This is a genomic window from Pseudomonas sp. MWU15-20650 (assembly GCF_023242475.1).
GTDB lineage: Bacteria > Pseudomonadota > Gammaproteobacteria > Pseudomonadales > Pseudomonadaceae > Aquipseudomonas.
Genome location: NZ_JALJFG010000003.1, coordinates 140,514 through 161,020 on the forward strand (window position 1 = coordinate 140,514; position 20,507 = coordinate 161,020).

General features: G+C 60.2%; 20 protein-coding genes. 7 read left to right on the plus strand and 13 right to left on the minus strand.

The window, feature by feature from the left end:
* Positions 1–26 precede the first annotated feature (26 nt).
* The 5 genes from rng to mreB form a co-directional block, all read right to left on the minus strand.
* Positions 27–1,484, minus strand: coding sequence for a ribonuclease G (gene rng / locus M5B43_RS04100; RefSeq protein WP_248748903.1), 1,458 nt, complete (start codon positions 1,482–1,484; stop codon positions 27–29).
* Between the two features lie 70 nt (positions 1,485–1,554).
* Complete coding sequence (locus M5B43_RS04105; protein WP_248748904.1) at positions 1,555–2,151, minus strand: Maf family protein; 597 nt, start codon at positions 2,149–2,151, stop codon at positions 1,555–1,557.
* Between the two features lie 51 nt (positions 2,152–2,202).
* Complete coding sequence (gene mreD, locus M5B43_RS04110) at positions 2,203–2,691, minus strand: rod shape-determining protein MreD (RefSeq protein ID WP_248748905.1); 489 nt, start codon at positions 2,689–2,691, stop codon at positions 2,203–2,205.
* On the minus strand, positions 2,691–3,776 hold the full coding sequence (gene mreC, locus M5B43_RS04115) for a rod shape-determining protein MreC (RefSeq protein WP_349292356.1): 1,086 nt from the start codon (positions 3,774–3,776) through the stop codon (positions 2,691–2,693). The genes mreD and mreC overlap by 1 nt, the downstream gene beginning before the upstream one ends.
* 139 nt (positions 3,777–3,915) lie before the next feature.
* The gene (gene mreB, locus M5B43_RS04120; RefSeq protein ID WP_002555108.1) at positions 3,916–4,953 is read right to left on the minus strand and encodes a rod shape-determining protein MreB; all 1,038 of its coding nucleotides are present in this window, start codon (positions 4,951–4,953) and stop codon (positions 3,916–3,918) included.
* Between the two features lie 210 nt (positions 4,954–5,163).
* Here mreB and gatC point away from each other — a divergent pair, with 210 nt between their 5' ends.
* From gatC to M5B43_RS04150, 6 genes are all read left to right on the plus strand, one after another.
* Positions 5,164–5,451, plus strand: a complete 288-nt coding sequence (gatC, locus tag M5B43_RS04125) for an Asp-tRNA(Asn)/Glu-tRNA(Gln) amidotransferase subunit GatC (protein ID WP_003171764.1) — start codon at positions 5,164–5,166, stop codon at positions 5,449–5,451.
* Positions 5,452–5,467: 16 nt separating this feature from the next.
* Positions 5,468–6,919 carry an Asp-tRNA(Asn)/Glu-tRNA(Gln) amidotransferase subunit GatA gene (gene gatA / locus M5B43_RS04130; protein ID WP_248748907.1) on the plus strand — a complete coding sequence of 484 codons (1,452 nt, stop codon included), beginning with the start codon at positions 5,468–5,470 and terminating at the stop codon, positions 6,917–6,919.
* A gap of 10 nt (positions 6,920–6,929) precedes the next feature.
* Entirely contained in the window at positions 6,930–8,375 is a 1,446-nt protein-coding gene (gene gatB / locus M5B43_RS04135; RefSeq protein WP_248748908.1) for an Asp-tRNA(Asn)/Glu-tRNA(Gln) amidotransferase subunit GatB, read from the plus strand.
* Between the two features lie 160 nt (positions 8,376–8,535).
* The gene (locus M5B43_RS04140) at positions 8,536–8,907 is read left to right on the plus strand and encodes a septal ring lytic transglycosylase RlpA family protein (protein WP_248748909.1); all 372 of its coding nucleotides are present in this window, start codon (positions 8,536–8,538) and stop codon (positions 8,905–8,907) included.
* A 50-nt stretch (positions 8,908–8,957) separates the two neighbouring features.
* Positions 8,958–10,013 carry a calcium/sodium antiporter gene (locus M5B43_RS04145; RefSeq protein WP_248749074.1) on the plus strand — a complete coding sequence of 352 codons (1,056 nt, stop codon included), beginning with the start codon at positions 8,958–8,960 and terminating at the stop codon, positions 10,011–10,013.
* Positions 10,010–10,390: a carboxymuconolactone decarboxylase family protein gene (locus M5B43_RS04150; protein WP_248748910.1), complete on the plus strand. Its 381-nt coding sequence runs from the start codon at positions 10,010–10,012 to the stop codon at positions 10,388–10,390. Before M5B43_RS04145 ends, M5B43_RS04150 begins: the two co-directional genes overlap by 4 nt.
* Here M5B43_RS04150 and M5B43_RS04155 read toward each other — a convergent pair.
* The 5 genes from M5B43_RS04155 to kdgD all read right to left on the minus strand — a co-directional run bounded on the left by M5B43_RS04155 (position 10,387) and on the right by kdgD (position 16,941).
* Positions 10,387–11,328: an AEC family transporter gene (locus M5B43_RS04155; RefSeq protein ID WP_248748911.1), complete on the minus strand. Its 942-nt coding sequence runs from the start codon at positions 11,326–11,328 to the stop codon at positions 10,387–10,389. The two genes, M5B43_RS04150 and M5B43_RS04155, sit on opposite strands and share 4 nt — an antisense overlap.
* Before the next feature lie 175 nt (positions 11,329–11,503).
* The gene (gene garD / locus M5B43_RS04160) at positions 11,504–13,057 is read right to left on the minus strand and encodes a galactarate dehydratase (protein WP_248748912.1); all 1,554 of its coding nucleotides are present in this window, start codon (positions 13,055–13,057) and stop codon (positions 11,504–11,506) included.
* Between the two features lie 11 nt (positions 13,058–13,068).
* Positions 13,069–14,433: an MFS transporter gene (locus M5B43_RS04165; protein ID WP_248748913.1), complete on the minus strand. Its 1,365-nt coding sequence runs from the start codon at positions 14,431–14,433 to the stop codon at positions 13,069–13,071.
* A 96-nt stretch (positions 14,434–14,529) separates the two neighbouring features.
* Positions 14,530–15,975 (minus strand): aldehyde dehydrogenase family protein, encoded by a 1,446-nt coding sequence (locus tag M5B43_RS04170; protein WP_248748914.1) that lies wholly within the window; start codon positions 15,973–15,975, stop codon positions 14,530–14,532.
* 54 nt (positions 15,976–16,029) lie between these two features.
* Complete coding sequence (gene kdgD, locus M5B43_RS04175; RefSeq protein ID WP_248748915.1) at positions 16,030–16,941, minus strand: 5-dehydro-4-deoxyglucarate dehydratase; 912 nt, start codon at positions 16,939–16,941, stop codon at positions 16,030–16,032.
* A 233-nt stretch (positions 16,942–17,174) separates the two neighbouring features.
* Here kdgD and M5B43_RS04180 point away from each other — a divergent pair, with 233 nt between their 5' ends.
* Positions 17,175–18,332, plus strand: coding sequence for a phospholipase (locus tag M5B43_RS04180; RefSeq protein WP_248748916.1), 1,158 nt, complete (start codon positions 17,175–17,177; stop codon positions 18,330–18,332).
* Positions 18,333–18,472: 140 nt separating this feature from the next.
* On the opposite strand, the gene M5B43_RS04185 is transcribed toward M5B43_RS04180, so the two are convergent.
* The 3 genes from M5B43_RS04185 to M5B43_RS04195 all read right to left on the minus strand — a co-directional run bounded on the left by M5B43_RS04185 (position 18,473) and on the right by M5B43_RS04195 (position 20,433).
* Positions 18,473–19,222 (minus strand): FadR/GntR family transcriptional regulator, encoded by a 750-nt coding sequence (locus M5B43_RS04185; RefSeq protein WP_248748917.1) that lies wholly within the window; start codon positions 19,220–19,222, stop codon positions 18,473–18,475.
* Positions 19,223–19,378: 156 nt separating this feature from the next.
* Complete coding sequence (locus tag M5B43_RS04190) at positions 19,379–19,798, minus strand: ClpXP protease specificity-enhancing factor (RefSeq protein ID WP_248748918.1); 420 nt, start codon at positions 19,796–19,798, stop codon at positions 19,379–19,381.
* A gap of 17 nt (positions 19,799–19,815) precedes the next feature.
* The gene (locus tag M5B43_RS04195) at positions 19,816–20,433 is read right to left on the minus strand and encodes a glutathione S-transferase N-terminal domain-containing protein (protein ID WP_005784778.1); all 618 of its coding nucleotides are present in this window, start codon (positions 20,431–20,433) and stop codon (positions 19,816–19,818) included.
* Between the last annotated feature and the right edge of the window lie 74 nt (positions 20,434–20,507).

Here is a 20,507-nt window from a genome sequence, read left to right on the forward strand (position 1 = left end):
TCTCGTAAAAGGAAAGCGAATGGGGATCAGAGCAGCACCACGTCGTATTGTTCCTGCGAATACATGGTTTCGACCTGGAAGCGAATCGTGCGACCGATAAAACCCTCCAGCTCAGCGACGTTACCAGACTCCTCATCCAGCAGCCGATCGACGACTTTCTGGTTGGCGAGCACTCTATAACCCTCGGCCTGGTAGGCGCGCGCCTCGCGCAGGATCTCGCGGAAGATCTCATAGCAAACGGTTTCCGGAGTCTTCAATTTACCGCGCCCCTGGCAACTGCTGCACGGTTCGCACAGCACCTGCTCCAGGCTTTCACGAGTGCGCTTGCGGGTCATCTGCACCAGGCCCAACTCGGTGATACCGATGATATTGGTCTTGGCGTGGTCACGCTCCAGCTGCTTCTCGAGGGTACGCAGCACCTGGCGCTGGTGCTCTTCGTCTTCCATATCGATGAAGTCGATGATGATGATGCCGCCCAGGTTGCGCAGGCGCAGTTGGCGCGCGATCGCCGTAGCGGCTTCAAGGTTGGTCTTGAAAATGGTCTCTTCAAGGTTGCGATGGCCCACAAAGGCGCCAGTGTTGACATCGATGGTGGTCATGGCTTCCGCCGGGTCCACGACCAGATAGCCGCCGGACTTGAGCGGCACCTTGCGATCCAGGGCTTTCTGGATTTCGTCTTCGACGCCATACAGGTCAAAGATCGGCCGCTCGCCGGGGTAATGTTCCAGACGATCGGCAATTTCCGGCATCAGCTCGGCAACAAATTGCGTGGTGCGCTGGAACGTTTCCCGCGAGTCAATGCGGATTTTTTCGATCTTCGGGCTGACCAGATCGCGCAGCGTACGCAACGCCAGGCCGAGGTCTTCATAAATGACGCTCGGTGCGCCAATGGTCTTGATCTGCGCACCGATCTGGTCCCACAGGCGCCGCAGGTAGCGGATGTCCATGAGGATTTCATCGGCACCAGCGCCTTCAGCGGCAGTGCGCAGGATAAACCCGCCCGCCTCCTTGATGCCTTCGGCGGCCACGCAGTCGCTGACCACCTTCTTGAGGCGCTCGCGCTCGGCTTCGTCCTCGATCTTCAGGGAAATACCGACATGGGCAGTGCGTGGCATGTAAACCAGATACCGCGAGGGAATCGACAGCTGGGTGGTCAGCCGGGCGCCTTTGGAACCGATGGGGTCCTTGGTGACTTGCACCACCAGGCTCTGCCCTTCATGTACCAGCGCGCTGATGCTTTCCACCGCCGGGCCTTCACGCATGGAGATTTCCGATGCATGGATAAAGGCGGCACGGTCCAGGCCGATGTCGACGAATGCCGCCTGCATCCCTGGCAATACACGCACCACCTTGCCTTTGTAGATATTGCCGACGATCCCGCGCTTCTGGGTACGCTCGACGTGCACTTCTTGTAGAACACCGTTCTCTACCACCGCCACGCGCGATTCCATCGGCGTGATATTGATCAGAATCTCTTCACTCATGGCTGGGTCTCGTTCAGGCGTTTTCACAATAGTGACCGGTCGCTTAAGGCTTGGCGCTGGAATAGGGCGTTCAGCGCACGGTAAGGTTTTGCCAACAGGGTATGCCGAATTGGCCGAGCAGTTGCGCGGTTTCGCACACCGGCAGGCCAACTACGCCGGAATAGCTGCCATTAAGCCCGGCGACAAACACCGAACCCAACCCCTGGATAGCATAGCCGCCCGCCTTGTCCTGCGGTTCGCCACTGTGCCAGTAGGTTGTAGCCTCCTCGACAGAAATACCGCGAAAACGTACACGACTGCTTACACATTGAGTTTCGCAGCGCGCACCGTCGGTGAGGGCAATAGCGGTGAGGACTTCATGTTCACGCCCTGCCAAGGCCATCAACATCGCCAAGGCATCGGCCTGGTCCACGGGTTTTCCGAGGATCTGACCCTCGACGATCACAGCCGTGTCGGCGCCCAGCACGCAGGCGCCCGCCGTACATTCAAGCGCAGCAAAACCCGCTGTGGCCTTGCCGCGCGCGAGGCGCTCGACATAGGCAACAGCGGATTCATTTGTAAGAGGGGTTTCATCAATAGCGGCGCTGACAGCGGTGAAGGGCACACCGATCTGCATCAACAGCTCACGTCGCCTCGCAGAACCCGAGGCCAGATAAAGCGAATTCATTGCAGCCTCTCCCTGTAGAGTTCGATAACCAGGCAGAGCCTCGCAATCCATTCAATTGATTTTATAGCGACGACGTAACCCACGCAGGCCGAAACTGACCCAAGGCCACAACAATGCACTGACCAGGGCCGGTAATACCAACGCCAGGGTTGGCTGGCGATTGCCGGTCAAGGCACTGAGCCACAACTGCACCAACTGCGCCAGGCCGAAGATCACCAGGATCACCAGGCACTGCTGCCACATCGGGAACATGCGCAAACGTTGCTGCAGCGACAACACCAGGAAGGTGATCAGGGTCAGGATCAACGCGTTCTGGCCCAACAAGGTGCCATACAGCACATCTTCCGCCAAGCCCAGGCACATCGCGGTGACCATGCCCACCTTGTGCGGCAGGTTCAACGACCAGAATGCCAACAGCAAGGCCAGCCATAGCGGGCGCAAGATTTCCATGAATTGCGGCAGTGGCGAAACGCTGAGCAACAAGCCGATGGCAAAGGTCAGCCAGACGATCCAGCCGTTGCGCGAATGAGTACCGGCCATTATTCCTCCCTCTGCCGCGTGGTTGCCGGGGTCGTGGCCGCAGGCGTGGTGGCAGCGGGTTTAGCCGCTGGCTTGGCCGCACGGGCACTACGGGCGGCGGGCTTGACCGGTGTTGCCACTGGCGCTGCCGGGGTTGCCGGCGGTGCAGGTGGCCCTACAAAGGCCGGTTTCGGCACCGTGGCAGGAATGACCGGCGCAGTGCCGTTCTGCTTGTCTTCCGCTTCCTGGGCCTGCGCTGCGTCGTTGGCGCGCTCTTCCGGGGTGCGGTTGTCGCTGAATACCAACAGCAGGTAGCGGCTGCGGTTCAACGCTGCCGTCGGCACGGCACGCACGATAGCGAACGGTTGGCCGGAGTCATGGATCACTTCCTTGACCGTCGCCACCGGGTAGCCCGCCGGGAAGCGCTGGCCCAGGCCGGAGCTGACCAGCAGGTCGCCCTCTTTGATGTCGGCCGTGTCGGCCACGTGCCGCAACTCCAGGCGCTCCGGATTACCGGTGCCGCTGGCAATCGCACGCAAGCCGTTGCGGTTGACCTGCACCGGAATGCTATGGGTCGTGTCTGTCAGCAACAGGACGCGCGAGGTGTAGGGCATCAGCTCAACCACCTGGCCCATCAGGCCACGGGCATCGAGTACCGGCTGGCCAAGCACCACCCCGTCGCGCTCACCCTTGTTGATGATGATGCGATGCGTAAAGGGGTTGGGGTCCATGCCGATCAACTCGGCCACTTCGACCTTTTCATTGACCAGTGCGGAGGAGTTGAGCAACTCGCGCAGCCGAACGTTCTGCTCGGTGAGGGCCGCAAGCTTTTGCATGCGCCCCTGCAACAGCAGGTTCTCAGTCTTGAGTTTTTCGTTCTCGGCGACCAGCTCTGTGCGGCTGCCGAATTGGCTGGCCACGCCCTGGTAGAGACGTTGCGGCAGGTCGGTGATCCAGTAGGTCTGCATCAACACCAGCGACATCTGGCTACGCACGGGCTTGAGCAGTGCAAAGCGGGCATCGACCACCATCAGCGCGACCGAAAGCACGACCAGCACCAATAAGCGCACGCCCAATGAGGGGCCTTTGGCGAAAAGCGGTTTAATAGGCCGCTCCTCCCAGGCAAATGTTCTCTTTATTCATACGGCATCAAACCGGCCTGGATGCAGATTGAAGAAGATAAACGCCAACAGGCAGCACTGCAAAGTGCTGCCTGCCGACGACGCATGAACCATCCAGGCAATCTTATTCGCTGGAGAGCAGGTCCATGGTGTGTTTATCCATCATTTCCAGTGCACGACCACCGCCGCGGGCAACGCAGGTCAGCGGGTCTTCGGCGACGATCACCGGCAGGCCGGTTTCCTGGGCCAGCAACTTGTCGAGGTCGCGCAGCAATGCGCCACCACCGGTCAGTACCAGGCCACGCTCGGCGATATCGGAAGCCAGCTCCGGCGGCGATTGCTCCAGGGCGCTCTTCACAGCCTGAACGATAGTGGCCAGGGACTCTTGCAGAGCTTCCAGCACTTCGTTGGAGTTCAGGGTGAAGGCACGTGGGACGCCTTCGGCCAGGTTGCGACCACGAACATCGACTTCGCGAACTTCGCCGCCCGGGTAAGCGGTGCCGATTTCCTGCTTGATGCGCTCGGCGGTGGATTCGCCGATCAGGCTGCCGTAGTTACGACGTACATAAGTGATGATCGCTTCGTCGAAGCGGTCGCCGCCTACGCGTACGGATTCGGCATACACCACACCGTTCAGGGAAATCAGGGCGATCTCGGTGGTACCACCACCGATATCCACCACCATCGAACCGCGCGCTTCTTCGACCGGCAGGCCGGCACCGATCGCAGCAGCCATTGGCTCTTCGATCAGGAACACTTCGCGGGCACCGGCACCAAGGGCCGACTCACGGATGGCGCGACGCTCCACCTGGGTGGACTTGCACGGAACGCAGATCAGCACACGAGGGCTGGGCTGCAGGAAACTGTTTTCGTGAACCTTGTTGATGAAGTACTGCAGCATCTTCTCGCAGACGCTGAAGTCGGCGATCACGCCATCCTTCATCGGACGAATGGCAGCAATATTGCCTGGTGTACGGCCGAGCATGCGCTTGGCCTCGGTGCCAACGGCAACGACACTTTTCTGATTACCATGGGTCCGAATGGCCACAACCGATGGCTCATTCAGGACGATACCGCGCTCGCGCACGTAAATAAGGGTGTTGGCAGTGCCCAGGTCAATGGAAAGATCGCTGGAAAACATGCCACGCAGTTTCTTGAACATGGGAAAGGGACCCTAGGCAACGCGTGGGTAAAAAAGTGCGGCAAACTCTAACAACGACAGGGATTTTGGGCAAGGCGCCAATGTGCTAAATTGGCCGACTTTCTGTGCACCAACCCCCACAATCGCGGCCATATGACCGTAGAAATGCGGTAGTGTTCCGACAATCTAACACACGGACGCCCTCCGTTCTGTTTTCCACTGGAGAATCCCATGGCGCTTGAACGCTCCGACGTGGAAAAAATCGCTCATCTGGCCTCGCTTGGCCTGAATGAAGCCGATCTTCCACAGACCACCGCAGCCCTGAACAGCATTCTCGGGCTGGTCGACCAAATGCAGGCCGTGAATACCGACGGCATCGAGCCCCTGGCTCACCCGCTGGAAGCCAGCCAGCGCCTGCGCGCAGACGTTGTGACCGAGCGTAATAATCGCGAGGCCTACCAGTCCATCGCGCCAGCGGTCGAAAACGGCCTGTACCTGGTTCCGAAAGTCATCGACTAAAGGGAAAGAGCCTTTCATGCATCACATGACTCTGGCCGAGATCGCCCGCGGTCTCGCCGACAAAAAGTTTTCTTCCGAAGAGCTGACCAAGACCCTGCTGGCGCGTATCGCCGAGCTGGACCCCAAGGTCAACAGCTTCATCAGCCTCACCGAGGAACTGGCCTTGAGCCAGGCCAAGGCCGCCGACGCACGTCGCGCCAACGGTGAAAATGGCGCACTGCTGGGCGCCCCGATCGCCCACAAAGACCTGTTCTGCACCCAGGGCATTCGCACCAGTTGCGGCTCGAAGATGCTCGACAACTTCAAGGCGCCTTACGATGCCACCGTGGTCGCCAACCTGGCCGCTGCCGGCGCCGTGACCCTGGGCAAGACCAACATGGACGAATTCGCCATGGGTTCGGCCAACGAGTCGAGCTACTACGGCGCGGTAAAAAACCCATGGAACCTGGAGCACGTGCCGGGCGGCTCGTCCGGTGGCTCGGCGGCGGCCGTTGCCGCGCGTTTCCTGCCAGCGGCCACCGCCACCGACACCGGCGGCTCAATCCGCCAGCCAGCGGCCTTCACCAACCTCACCGGCCTGAAGCCGACCTACGGTCGCGTTTCCCGCTGGGGCATGATCGCCTACGCCTCCAGTCTGGATCAGGGCGGCCCATTGGCACGCACTGCCGAAGACTGCGCAATATTGTTACAAGGCATGGCCGGCTTCGATAAACAGGACTCCACCAGCATCGATGAGCCCGTGCCGGACTACAGCGCCAGCCTCAACACTTCGATCAAGGGCCTGCGCATCGGTGTGCCGAAAGAGTATTTCAGCGCTGGCCTCGACCCGCGCATTGCTGAACTGGTGCACAACAGCGTCAAGGAGCTGGAAAAGCTCGGCGCGGTAATCAAGGAAATCAGCCTGCCGAACAACCAGCACGCGATTCCTGCGTACTACGTGATCGCGCCGGCAGAAGCCTCCTCCAACCTGTCGCGTTTCGACGGCGTGCGCTTCGGCTACCGCTGCGAAAACCCGAAAGACCTGACCGACCTGTACAAGCGCTCCCGTGGCGAAGGCTTCGGTGCCGAAGTACAACGCCGGATCATGGTGGGTGCCTACGCCCTGTCGGCCGGCTACTACGACGCTTACTACCTCAAGGCGCAGAAAATCCGCCGCCTGATCAAGAACGACTTCATGGCGGCCTTTGAAGAAGTCGACGTGATCCTCGGCCCGACCACGCCGAACCCGGCCTGGAAGATCGGCGCCAAGACCGGTGACCCGATCGCCGAGTACCTGGAAGACCTGTACACCATCACCGCCAACCTCGCGGGCTTGCCGGGCTTGTCCATGCCCGCCGGTTTCGTCGATGGCCTGCCGGTTGGCGTGCAACTGCTCGCCCCGTATTTCCAGGAAGGCCGCCTGCTCAATGTGGCGCACCAGTACCAGTTGAACACCGACTGGCACACTCGCACCCCTACCGGCTTCTGAGGAGAACACTATGCAATGGGAAGTTGTGATCGGGCTGGAGATTCATACCCAGCTCGCCACCCAATCGAAGATTTTCTCCGGTAGCGCCACCACGTTCGGCGCAGAACCCAACACCCAGGCCAGCCTGGTAGACCTGGGCATGCCCGGTGTGCTGCCGGTGCTGAACCAGGAAGCGGTGCGCATGGCGGTGATGTTCGGCCTGGCGATTGACGCCGAGATCGGCCAGCACAACGTGTTCGCGCGCAAGAACTACTTCTACCCGGACCTGCCCAAGGGCTACCAGATCAGCCAGATGGAATTGCCGATCGTCGGCAAGGGCCACCTGGACATCCCACTGGAAGACGGCACCATCAAGCGTGTCGGCGTGACCCGCGCGCACCTGGAAGAAGATGCCGGCAAAAGCCTGCACGAAGAATTCCCGGGCGCCACCGGTATCGACCTGAACCGTGCCGGCACGCCGTTGCTGGAGATCGTTTCCGAGCCGGACATGCGCAGTGCCAAGGAAGCAGTGGCTTACGTCAAGACGATCCACGCGCTGGTGCGTTACCTGGGCATCTGCGACGGCAACATGGCCGAAGGCTCGCTGCGTTGCGACTGCAACGTATCGATCCGTCCCAAGGGCCAGGTCGAGTTCGGCACCCGCTGCGAGATCAAGAACGTCAACTCGTTCCGCTTCATCGAGAAGGCGATCAACAGCGAAGTGCGTCGCCAGATCGAGTTGATCGAAGATGGCGGCAAGGTCATCCAGCAAACGCGCCTGTACGACCCGAACAAAGATGAAACCCGCGCCATGCGCAGCAAAGAGGAAGCCAACGACTACCGTTACTTCCCCGACCCGGACCTGTTGCCGGTGGTGCTCGAGGATTCGTTCCTCCATGACATCCGCGCCACCCTGCCGGAGCTGCCACAGCAAAAACGCGAGCGCTTCCAGGAGCAGTTCGGCCTGTCGGTCTACGATGCCAGCGTATTGGCTTCCAGCCGTGAACAAGCCAACTATTTCGAACACGTCGTGAGCATTGCCGGCGACGCCAAGCTGGCGGCCAACTGGGTAATGGTTGAGTTGGGCAGCCTGCTGAACAAACAGGGCCTGGAAATCGACGAAGCGCCAGTGACCGCCGAACAATTGGGCGGCATGCTGCTGCGCATCAAAGACAACACTATCTCCGGCAAAATCGCCAAGACCGTGTTTGAAGCGATGGCCAGCGGTGAAGGCAGTGCCGACGAGATCATCGAGAAGCGTGGCCTCAAGCAGGTCACCGACAGCGGCGCCATCTCGGCCGTACTCGATGAAATGCTCGCGGCCAACGCCGAACAGGTCGAGCAATACCGCGCGGCCGACGAAGCCAAGCGCGGCAAGATGTTCGGCTTCTTTGTCGGCCAGGCGATGAAAGCCTCCAAAGGCAAGGCCAACCCGCAACAAGTGAACGAACTGCTCAAAAGCAAGCTCGAAGGCTGATCGCGGTGAAATGGTTGGAGCAGACTCCAAAGTCTGTATCTAACCCCTGTGGGAGGGGGCTTGCCCCCGATAACGGTGTAGCAGTCAATACATGTACCGACTGACACGCCCTCATCGGGGGCAAGCCCCCTCCCACATTTGATACGGGGGCATCTTGAAAATGAAGCGTCTACTCGGCCTACTGGCCCTGCTCTCCTTGCTGGCCGGTTGCGCCAGTGGCGTCATCGACCCCAACGGCTACGACGAAACCGGCACGGCCTCTTATTACGGCGCCAAGCACCATGGCAAAAGAACCGCCAGTGGCGAACCTTTCAACCTCAACGCCCTGACTGCTGCCCATCGGCGCCTGCCCTTCGGCACCCAGGTCAAGGTGACCAATCTCGACAACAAAAAATCTGTCGTGGTACGCATTAATGATCGCGGCCCGCATACCCGTGGGCGCCTGATCGACCTTTCACGCAAGGCTGCCGAGCAGTTGGGTATGCTGGGCAGCGGCACCGCACGGGTTCGCGTGCAAGCCCTGAGCAACTGATCGAGGTAGCCTTGGCCATTTTCGGATTGAACGCCCTCTCGCCCTGGAGCCTGCTTGAATTGGTCAGTGGCTTGCTGCTGTTGATCGTCGGCGCCGAAATCCTGGTGCGCGCCGCTGTGCGCCTGGCCGCCAGCCTCAAGGTACGTCCGCTGATCATCGGCCTGAGCATCGTCGCCTTCGGCAGCAGCGCCCCGCAAATGACCGTCAGCCTGCAGGCCACGCTGGCCGGCAATACCGACATCGCCGTGGGCAGCGTGATCGGCAGCAGTATCTTCAATATCCTCGTCACTCTGGGCTTGTCGGCACTGATCATTCCGCTGCGGGTGTCGCGGCAACTGGTGCGCCTGGACATCCCGGTCATGATCCTTGCCGGCCTGCTGGTGTTTACCTTGGCAGCCAATGAAGCGCTGACACCGTTCGACGGGCTGCTACTGCTGGTTGCGCTGGTAGCCTACCTGGGTGTGCTGCACTACCAGACGCGCCATTCGCGTCGCCCGCGCACCCTGGACACCGTCGTCAAGGCGCCCTGGCTGAGCAGCGTGTTGTTGATGCTCAGCGGGTTGCTGGTATTGGTGTTGGCCGGGCATCTGATGCTGGGCGCGGCAGTGGATGTGGCAGGCGACCTGGGCTTGTCGGAGCGCATCATCGGCCTGACACTCATCGGCGTCGGCACCTCGTTGCCGTGCCTTGCCACGTCGCTGATCGCCGCCTTGCGGGGCGAGCGCGAAATTGCCGTGGGCAACGTGATCGGCAGCAACCTGTTCAACCTGCTGGGCGTCCTGGGCTTTACCGCGCTGGTGGCGCCATCTCCGCTGTCGGTGTCGCCCAACGCGCTGGACTTCGACCTGCCGGTGATGCTCGGCGCCATCACGCTGTGCCTGCCGATCTTCTATACCGGCTACCGCGTCACTCGCGCCGAGGGCCTGGTGATGCTGGGACTGTACCTGGCGTACGGCCTGCATGTGATGGCATTCACCACCGGCATGCCCCTGGCCACCAAGCTTGAACAATTGATGTTGTATTACGTCCTGCCGGCGCTGGTGATCTTGTTGTTGTTCACGTCGTTGCGCGCCTGGCGTCGCCAACATAAGAGGGAATCGCCATGACCGATCAGAAAAAACCCGGGGTTGAAATGCGTCGCCAGGTGATGGGCGATGCGTTCGTCGACCGCGCCCTGGGCAATGCAACCGAGTTCACCCAGCCACTGCAGGACTTCGTCAACGAGCACGCGTGGGGCAGTGTGTGGAACCGCGAAGGCTTGTCGTTGAAGACCCGCAGCCTGATCACCCTTGCCGCGCTGACCGCCCTCAAATGCCCGCAGGAACTCAAGGGCCACGTGCGCGGCGCGCTGAACAACGGTTGCAGCGTGGAGGAGATTCGCGAAGCGCTGCTGCATTGTGCGGTCTATGCCGGTGTGCCGGCGGCGATCGATGCGTTTCGCGCAGCCCAGGAAGTGATCGACGCTTACCAGAAAGACGCCTAGATCCAGCCACCCGCCTGCAGCACAAAGATGCCGATATTCGTGGTCACCGCCGCCATCAGGGTGGTGATCACGATAATCGCCGCCGCCAACTCATGATTGCCCTCGGCGGCCCTGGCCATCACGAAGCTCGCCGCAGCCGTCGGCGCGCCGAAATACAGGAACAAAATCCCCAATTCCGGCCCCCGGAACCCAAGCAGCCAGGCGCCTAGCGTCGCGATCACCGGCAGCCAGACCATCTTCATCAAACTCGCGCTCAGCGCCACGTCGCCGCTCTTGCGCAGCGCCGCCAGGGACAACGTGCCACCGATGCAGATCAACGCCAGCGGCAACGTGGTATCCGCCAGGTACTGCAGGGACTTCTCCAGCCAGCCGGGCAAGCCAATCTGAAAATAGGCGAACGGCGCGGCGACGATCACGCTGATGATCAGCGGGTTGGCCACCACGCTTTTGAAGATGCTCCACGGGTCAGACTTGATCACCGGGCTGTACACCGCCAGCACAATGGTCGACAGGGTGTTGTAGAACAGGATCACCAGCGCCGCGAGGATCGCGCCAAGAGAAATGCCGTAGTCACCATACATACTGGCCGCCAGGGCCAGGCCGATTACCCCGTTGTTACCGCGAAACGCGCCTTGAGCGTAGATCCCACGGTCTTCACGCGCACAGCGAAAGATCGCCCAGCCCCAGGCCAAGGCAAAGCTCAGCAGGGTGGCGACGGCAAAATAGATCAGCAAACCCGGCTTGAGTGCCGAGTGCAGGTCGGCATGCACAATGCCCAGGAACAACAGCGCCGGCATGGTGACGTTGAACACCAGGGACGAAGCCGTGTGGATAAAGTTGTCGTTGATCCAGTTGATGCGCTTGAGCATCACCCCCAGGAACAACATGGCAAACACCGGCGCAGTGATGGTCAGGGTGGTGAGGAAGATTGCCAGCATGCCGGGGAGAACCTTGGTGGGCGTCGTTAGTTGGCTAATGATAAGCCATGCAGCCCGACGGCGCCTGGGAGACCGCCATCGGGAGCAAGCCCCCTCCCACATTTGACCGCGTCCATCCTGTAGGAACGCGGCCGAATGTGGGAGGGGGCTTGCTCCCGATGCAGGCGACTCGGTCTCAGGTAATCGGCGCCGGGTTGAACAACGTAATGTCGTTATGCAGCTTGTGCCGCTGCGCCCATGTCTGCTTCTTGCCGCTGGCCACGTCCAGATAAAAGTGGAACAACTCCCAGCCCAACTCCTCAATGGTTGCGCGCCCGGTGGCAATGCGCCCGGCGTCGATATCGATGAGGTCCGGCCAGCGCTGCGCCAGCTCGGTACGGGTCGATACCTTCACCACCGGCGCCATGGCCAGCCCGTAAGGCGTGCCACGTCCGGTGGTGAACACATGCAGGTTCATCCCCGCCGCCAGTTGCAAGGTGCCACATACGAAATCACTGGCCGGCGTCGCGCAAAAGATCAGCCCCTTGCGCTTGAAACGTTCGCCTGGGCCGAGTACACCATTGATCGCACTGCTACCGGATTTGACAATGGAGCCCAAGGACTTCTCTACAATATTCGACAACCCCCCCTTCTTGTTGCCCGGCGTGGTATTGGCGCTGCGATCCGCCTCCCCCTTGGCCAGGTAACGGTCGTACCAATCCATTTCTCTTACAAGCTCCTGGGCAACTTCTTTGCTTTCAGCGCGTGACGTCAGCAGGTAAATCGCATCACGTACTTCGGTGACTTCGGAAAACATCACCGTTGCCCCAGCCCTTAACAGCAAGTCCGAGGCATAACCCAATGCCGGGTTGGCGGTGATGCCGGAGAATGCGTCACTGCCGCCGCACTGCATCCCCAGGATCAGCTCGGAAGCCGGCACCGTTTCGCGGCGGCGCTGGTCGAGTTTCTTCAACCGGGTTTGCGCCAACGCCATGATCTGCTCGATCATCTCGGTAAAGCCGTGGCTGGAGTCCTGCAAGCGATACAGCCACGGCTCGCTCAGGTCGACGGAGCTGTCGTTGTCGTGCATCACCTGCCCGGCCTGCAATTTTTCACACCCCAGGCTGATTACCAGGGCTTCGCCACCCAGGTTCGGATTGCGCGCCAAGTTACGCACGGTCCGGATCGGGATATACGCGTCCGCTGCCGTGATGGCCACGCCACAGCCGTAGCTATGGGTCAGCGCCACCACGTCATCCACGTGTGGATACTTGGGTAACAGCTCGTCCTTGATGCGCTTGACCGCATGGTCCAGCACACCGGTGACGCACTGCACCGTGGTGGTGATGCCCAGGATGTTGCGCGTGCCCACAGTGCCGTCGGCATTGCGATACCCTTCGAACGTAAACCCCTCCAGTGGCGCCTGGGTGTCCGGCACCTCGGTGGACAGTGGCAAACTGTCCAGCGGAGGCGCGGTTGGCATGCGCAGTTGATCTTCCTGCACCCAACTGCCACGCGGAATCGGCGCTAGCGCGTAACCAATGGTCTGGCCATAGCGAATAATCTGACCGCCTTCGGGAATGTCTTCCAGGGTCACCTTGTGGCTCTGCGGGATGAATTCCACAGTCACCAAACCATCGGGGAACTCAGTCCCGGCCGGTACGCCTTGGTCGTTCACTACAATCACCACATTGTCACGCTCGTGCAAACGGATCGAGCGCGGCGAGTCGGCATGTTCAATCAACTGCATTACATCGCCCCTCAGGAGTGCGCTTGGGTCAGGTTGGTCAGCTCAGGCCCGTTGCTTGGCGGCTCTTTGAGCACCACGCGTTTGATCGGGCCAACAATCACGAGGTAACTGAACACAGCCACCAGTGCGTTGGCGCCGACGAACACCAGGGCCCATTTGAACGAGCCTGTGGTGCTGATGATGTAACCGATCACGATCGGCGTACTGATGGAGGCCAAGTTGCCGAACATATTGAACAGCCCGCCACTCAACCCCGCGATTTGTTTCGGTGACGTGTCGGAAACCACGGCCCAACCCAGTGCGCCAACGCCTTTACCGAAGAAGGCCAGGGCCATGAAGCCCACCACCATCCACTCGATGTCGACATAGTTGCACGCCACGATGCTGCTGGAGATCAGCAGCCCACCAATGATCGGCGCCTTGCGGGCAAACGTCAGCGAATGGCCTTTGCGTAGCAGGTAATCAGATATCACACCGCCGAGTACCCCGCCGATAAAACCGCAGATGGCCGGCAACGAGGCGATGAAACCCGCCTTGAGGATGGTCATGCCGCGATCCTGCACCAGGTACACCGGAAACCAGGTCAAGAAAAAGTACGTGATGCCATTGATGCAGTATTGGCCAAGGTACACGCCAAGCATCATGCGGTTAGTCAGCAACTGGCGGATGTAGTCCCACTTCGGACCGTCGGTTTTCTGCCCCTTGACCTTGTCCTGGTCCATGTCGACCATCGCGCCATTCTCAGCAATGTGCTTGAACTCGGCTTCGTTGATCATTGGGTGCTGACGCGGGCTGTGGATAACTTTCAACCAGACCAGTGAAAACACGATGCCGATACCGCCCATCACGATAAACACGTGCTGCCAGCCGAAGGTGTAGACGATCCAGCCCATCAACGGTGCAAACAGCACCGTGGCGAAGTATTGCGCCGAGTTGAAGATCGCCGATGCCGTACCGCGCTCAGCCGTGGGAAACCACGCCGCAACGATGCGGGCATTTCCGGGAAACGAGGGCGCCTCTGCCAGGCCCACCAGAAAGCGCAGCATAAACAGCGCAACCACAGCGGTAGAGACACCAAACTCACCGACATAGCCTTGCAACACGGTGAACAACGACCAGGTGAAGATGCTCAGGGCATAGACTTTTTTCGAACCGAAGCGGTCCAGCAGCCAGCCGCCGGGGATTTGCCCGGCCACGTAGGCCCAGCCGAATGCGGAGAAGATATAACCGAGGGTGACCGCGTCGATGCCGAGGTCTTTTTGCAGGCTGGAGCCGGCAATAGCGATGGTGGCCCGGTCGGCATAGTTGATCGTGGTCACCAGAAAAAGCATGAGCAGGATCAAATAGCGGACGTGGGTCGGCTTGGTCGCTTGCATGTAGAAGTACTCCCACTAATTATTTTTTTTGCGGGTAATCATTTCTGTTTTGAGTGTGGGAACCGGCAGGCAGCCGGTTCCCACTGGTTACGCGTCCTACGAACCGATGTAGCTGGTTTTCACCACGGTGTAGAACTCTTGCGCGTAGCGACCCTGCTCACGCGAACCGTAGGATGAGCCCTTACGGCCGCCGAAAGGAACGTGGTAATCCACGCCGGCAGTCGGCAGGTTGACCATCACCATCCCGGCCTGGGCGTGGCGCTTGAAGTGGTTGGCATATTTGAGCGAAGTGGTGGCGATGCCCGCCGACAGGCCGAACTCGGTGTCATTGGCCATGGCCAGCGCCGCCTCGTAGTCCGCCACGCGCACCACATTGGCCACCGGGCCGAAGATCTCTTCACGGCTGATGCGCATGGCGGCTTCGCTGTCGGCAAACAGCGTCGGCGCCAGGTAATAGCCTTCGGTGTCGCAGGTGACCAGGCCGCCACCGCTCACCAGCCGGGCGCCTTCGCTCTGGCCGATGTCGATGTATTTCATGTCCTGATCCAACTGGGCCTGGGATACCACCGGGCCAATATCGGTGCCACTGTTCAAAGCATGGCCGACCTTGATCGACTTCATGCGCTCGGCCATCGCCGCGACAAACTGGTCGTGAATCCCGGCGGTCACAATCAGACGGCTCGATGCGGTGCAACGCTGGCCGGTGGAGTAGAACGCACTCTGCACCGACAACTCGACAGCCTGTTTGAGGTCAGCATCGTCGAGAATGATCTGCGGGTTCTTGCCGCCCATCTCCAACTGCACTTTGGCTTGGCGCGATACACAGCTGACGGCGATCTGCCGCCCCACGCCAACCGAACCGGTGAAGCTGATACCGTCGACTTTCGAGCTGTTGACCAACACATCGCCCACCACACGACCGCTGCCCATCACCAGGTTGAATACACCTGCGGGGAAGCCGGCGCGGGAGATGATTTCCGCCAGGGCCCAAGCGCAGCCCGGCACCAGTTCCGCAGGCTTGATCACCACGCAGTTGCCGTAGGCCAGGGCCGGGGCGATCTTCCAGGCGGGGATGGCAATCGGGAAGTTCCACGGGGTGATCAAGCCCACCACACCCAGGGCTTCGCGGGTGACTTCAACGTTGACGCCCGGGCGCACCGAGGGCACGTAATCACCGGACAGGCGCAGGCATTCACCGGCAAAAAACTTGAAGATATTACCGGCGCGGGTCACTTCGCCGATGGCTTCCGGCAGGGTCTTGCCCTCTTCCCGGGCCAGCAGGGTGCCGAGCTCTTCGCGACGGGCGAGTATTTCACTGCCGACTTTATCCAGAGCATCGTGACGCGCCTGGATACCGGATGTCGACCAGGCCGGGAAAGCCGCGCGAGCGGCGTCGATGGCTGCATTGACTTGGGCCACATCGGCCTTGGCGTATTCGCCAATCACATCGGACAGATCCGACGGGTTGATGTTGGTGCAGTAGTCGGCGCCGGTCACCCACTCGCCATTGATGTAGTTCTCAAAACGTTTCGCTTGGGACACGAATCTTCTCCTGACACAAAAGGCCGCTGATTGCTCAGCGGCCCTGTAGATAAGTTATTGCGCGCCTTGCTTGTCGATCAGCGCGGCCAGGGCTTCATATTCTTCCGGCAGCAGGTCGGTCAGCGGCGTACGCACCGGGCCTGCGTCGTAACCGACGATTTTTGCGCCCGCCTTGACGATGCTCACCGCGTAACCGGCTTTACGGTTACGGATGTCCAGGTAGGGCAGGAAGAAGTCGTCGATGATCTTGCCGACGGTTGCGTGATCTTCGCGGGCAATGGCGTGATAGAAATCCATTGCGGTTTTCGGAATGAAGTTGAACACCGCCGAGGAGTACACCGGCACCCCGAGGGCCTTGTAGGCAGCGGCGTAAACCTCGGCAGTCGGCAAGCCACCGAGGTAGCTGAAACGGTCGCCCAGACGGCGGCGGATCGACACCATCAACTCGATATCACCCAGGCCATCCTTATAGCCGATCAGGTTCGGGCAGCGCTCGGCCAGACGCTCCAGCAGCGGCGCGGTCAAGCGGCAGACATTGCGGTTGTAGACCACCACACCAATTTTTACCGATTTGCACACCGCCTCTACGTGGGCGGCAACGCCGTCCTGGCTGGCTTCGGTCAGGTAGTGCGGCAGCAACAGCAAGCCTTTGGCGCCAAGGCGTTCGGCTTCCTGGGCGTACTCGATGGCCTGGCGGGTAGAGCCACCGACACCGGCAAGAATCGGCACGCTGGAAGCGCAGGTATCAACGGCGGTTTTTACCACTTGAGAATATTCGCTGGCGGCGAGGGAGAAAAACTCACCGGTACCGCCCGCAGCGAATAAAGCGGTCGCGCCGTAAGGGGCTAGCCATTCCAGGCGCTTGATGTAGCCCGCCTGGTGGAAGTCACCCTGGGCATTGAAATCGGTCACCGGGAAAGACAGCAGACCGTGGGAGAGGATGGACTTCAGTTCTTGTGGATTCATTATTCGAACACCCTGGGCGAAGACTTTCTAACGAAAGGTTGTTGTTGGTTTTGATGATGTCGTACGTCATCGTACAACTATAAATAAATTCGTCAACTGCAATTCATCCGTCGTGATCCTGCGAAGGCTTAAGACGCGGCTCTTGACGTAGGAAATTTCTCACCTATGATTCATATAACTGTATGGATATACAGTTATCAAAGAAAATTCCTACGGCATAGCAAGGAGCTAACATGTCAGGTCTTGAACTCGCAGCACCCGAAAAAACACCGCCTACCCTGCGCTTCGAAGGCGGTGAACACACCGCCATCGGCGATGACACCCTGCTTCGCTTCGTCAAGGACGCCCCGGCCATTCCTGCGCGCCAAGTCGAACTGCACCTGCCCAACGGGCTTGCGCTGACCTATGGCCAAGTGATCGCCCTGGGCGGCGACTTCTATGGCATCCCCGGCCAACCGATCAGCGATGGCAACTCCCCGGCCGAGCGCGTGCAACGCTTCATCGCGGCCTTCAATTCTCTTGCCGTACTGCCCGCCTCACGGGAAGAAGCGCAGAAGATCCTGGCGGTGATGCAAAAGGAAATCAACGCCGTCAACCAGGCGATCAAGGACGGCAAACAGGCGCACGAAGCCTATGACGCCCTGGGTGATACGTTGTCCGAGGAGTGGAACCGCATTACCGGCGGTGGCAGCGCTGTTTCGGCCCTCGTGCCGCTGGGCCGCTACCTGAAGCTGGCAGCGGACAACGCCGACCACTTCGGTGAATGGGCCCTTTCCGCCTACTTGGCCGGCCATACGGCAGCATTGCAACAGGCGGTGGTGGCCCATCAGACCGGCACCGACCAGGCCCTGGAATTGGCCTACGCCATGAACAGCTTCGCCGATCACTTTTTGACCGACCTGTTTTCCGCCGGCCACCTGCGCGTACCACGCAAACAATTGGCCGCGGTGGTGACGCCAGGCGAACTGGGCTCGCTGATCAGTCGCTTCATGCACGACGAAGACAGCAAGTTCGGGCTCAAGGTCCGCAATGCCATGGGCGATCAATGGCATGCCTATGGGGATAAACGCTACTTCGACACTATCGACGCGGACAACCGGGTACAGGTCAAACGGGCGGTGCAGGCATCGGCCGATGAGATCTTCGACACCTTTATCAGCGGTGTCGCCCCCTCCCCGGCCAGCTTCAAGGCGCCGTTGTATGTGCCGGACCTGAACGCAGCACAAAACCCGGCGAACAATTTCTCGCCGCTGTTCAAGATGGAGGGGGACAAGGTGCTGCGCCGCAAGGATGTAAATGACCTGAACGACAAGCACTGGACCAATGACTGGTGGGGCTGGAGTACTTACCTGCTTCTGAAGGACTACACGCCCAACCAGCCCGCCAGCTAAGCGAACGTAACACGCAGGTAAACGGAGATCGAATGTGGGAGTTGTCGAGCTTTAGCGAGGCTGCGATAGCGGTGTGTCAGGCAGCACAATTGTCAGTAGCGCCGGCGCTCAACTGCTCCCACACTGGATCGGCTTATCCTTCAATTACGCTGCGCTTGTGCCTCTTCATGGGCCTGGCGCAGCCGTTCGCGGCTATTGGTCAAATGCAAGCGCATCGCCGCCCGCGCCGCATCCGAATCCTGACGAGCAATCGCCTCATAAATTTCTTCGTGTTCGCGGCTCAAACGGCTCATGTAGTGCTGTTGATCATCATGAGCCAGTCGCGCCGAATTCAAGCGGGTACGCGGAATGATGCTGGTGCCCAGGTGCGTCATGATGTCGGTGAAGTAGCGGTTGCCGGTAGACAGCGCAATTTCCAGGTGGAACGCGAAGTCCGACGCCACCGCATCGCCAGCGTGGGCCGCACTTTCATTCAAGGCATCGAGGGCCGCACGCATGGCCGCCAACTGCTCATCGCTGCGACGCAGCGCCGCGAGCCCCGCCGACTCCACCTCCAGGCTGATACGCAGCTCAAGAATCGCCAGCACATCACGCAGGGTAACCACCGTGGCCGGGTCAATCCGGAAGCCGCTGGGGCTGGGTGTGTCCAGCACGAAAGTGCCGATACCGTGACGCGTTTCCACTTGCCCCGCTGCCTGCAAACGCGATATGGCCTCACGCACCACCGTACGGCTGACGCCATGGGCTTCCATGATCGCCGACTCGGTGGGCAGCTTGTCACCACGCTTGAGCTGGCCGTCGCGGATCTGCTCGGACAACACCGTGACCAATTCCTGGGCAAGGCTGCGGCGCTTGCGGGGAAGACGTGGGGCGGTGCTGGCGTTTTCCATATGAACCATCTTTCTTGGCGAACTAAAGACGGCATCATAGCCCATGGCGGTTGTACGATCACCGTCCCCGCATGACTTTCATCGAAACCTGCAGGCAAAAAAATACCCCGGCAAGCGCCGAGGTATTTTTCAGGCTCGCCCGAAGGCGAAAGCCGCTTACTTCACCACTTTCAGGCTCGGCCGACCGCTTGGGCGCGGCGGCTCGGCATCCGGTGGCGGCACATCATCACCGTCGTCACCGTCGATCGTTTCGTCACCGTCGAAAGGCGACTCCAGATCGAACACCATGCCTTGGCCATTTTCCCGGGCATAGATCCCGAGAATCGCGCCAATTGGCACGAACAGCGTATGCGGCACACCGCCGAAACGCCCTTCGAAGCTCACGGCTTCGTTGTCCATGTGCAGGTGACGCACAGCACTGGGCGACACGTTCAAAACGATCTGCCCATCACTGGCAAAACCCTGCGGTACCTGAACCGCAGGAAATTCGGAATTGACCAGCATGTGCGGGGTGCAATCGTTGTCCACAATCCACTCATAGAGCGCGCGGACCAGGTAGGGTCGACTGGAGTTCATCAGCGGCTCCTTAAGCCTTAGCGCATATCGCGTTCGACACCAGACAGACTCGCCTGGAAAGCCTCACGCGCAAACTGGCGCTCCATGTAATCAAGCAACGGCTTGGCCGGCCGTGGCAATTCAATGCCCAGAATCGGCAAACGCCAGAGTATGGGTAATAGGCAGCAATCCACCAAGCTTTGTTCCTCACTGAGGAAAAAAGGTTTGTCGGCGAACAACGGCGAAACGCCGGTCAGGCTCTCGCGCAATTCCTTGCGCGCCTGCACCCGAGCGGCTTCTTTTGAACGTGAATCCAGAATCACATCCACCAGCCCGCACCAGTCACGCTGGATCCGATGGATCAGCAAGCGGCTGTTGGCACGCGCCACCGGGTATACCGGCAGCAAAGGTGGATGGGGGTAACGCTCATCCAGGTATTCCATCACCACGGTTGACTCCCACAACGCCAGGTCACGATCGACCAGGGTGGGCAAGCTGCCGTAAGGGTTCACTTCGATCAGTTTCGGCGGATGACGACCTGCCTCCACACTGATGATCTCGGCGCTGACACCCTTCTCTGCAAGTACGATGCGTACTCGGTGGGAATAGTGGTCGGCGGGGTCGGAGTAACAGGCCAACCGATTGGTCACGCCCATGGCGGTCCTCCTCGCTTGTTGAAATTATCGAAAGCTCAAAAACGAGCGCGCCCAGAGAGCATCTCTGCAGTGCC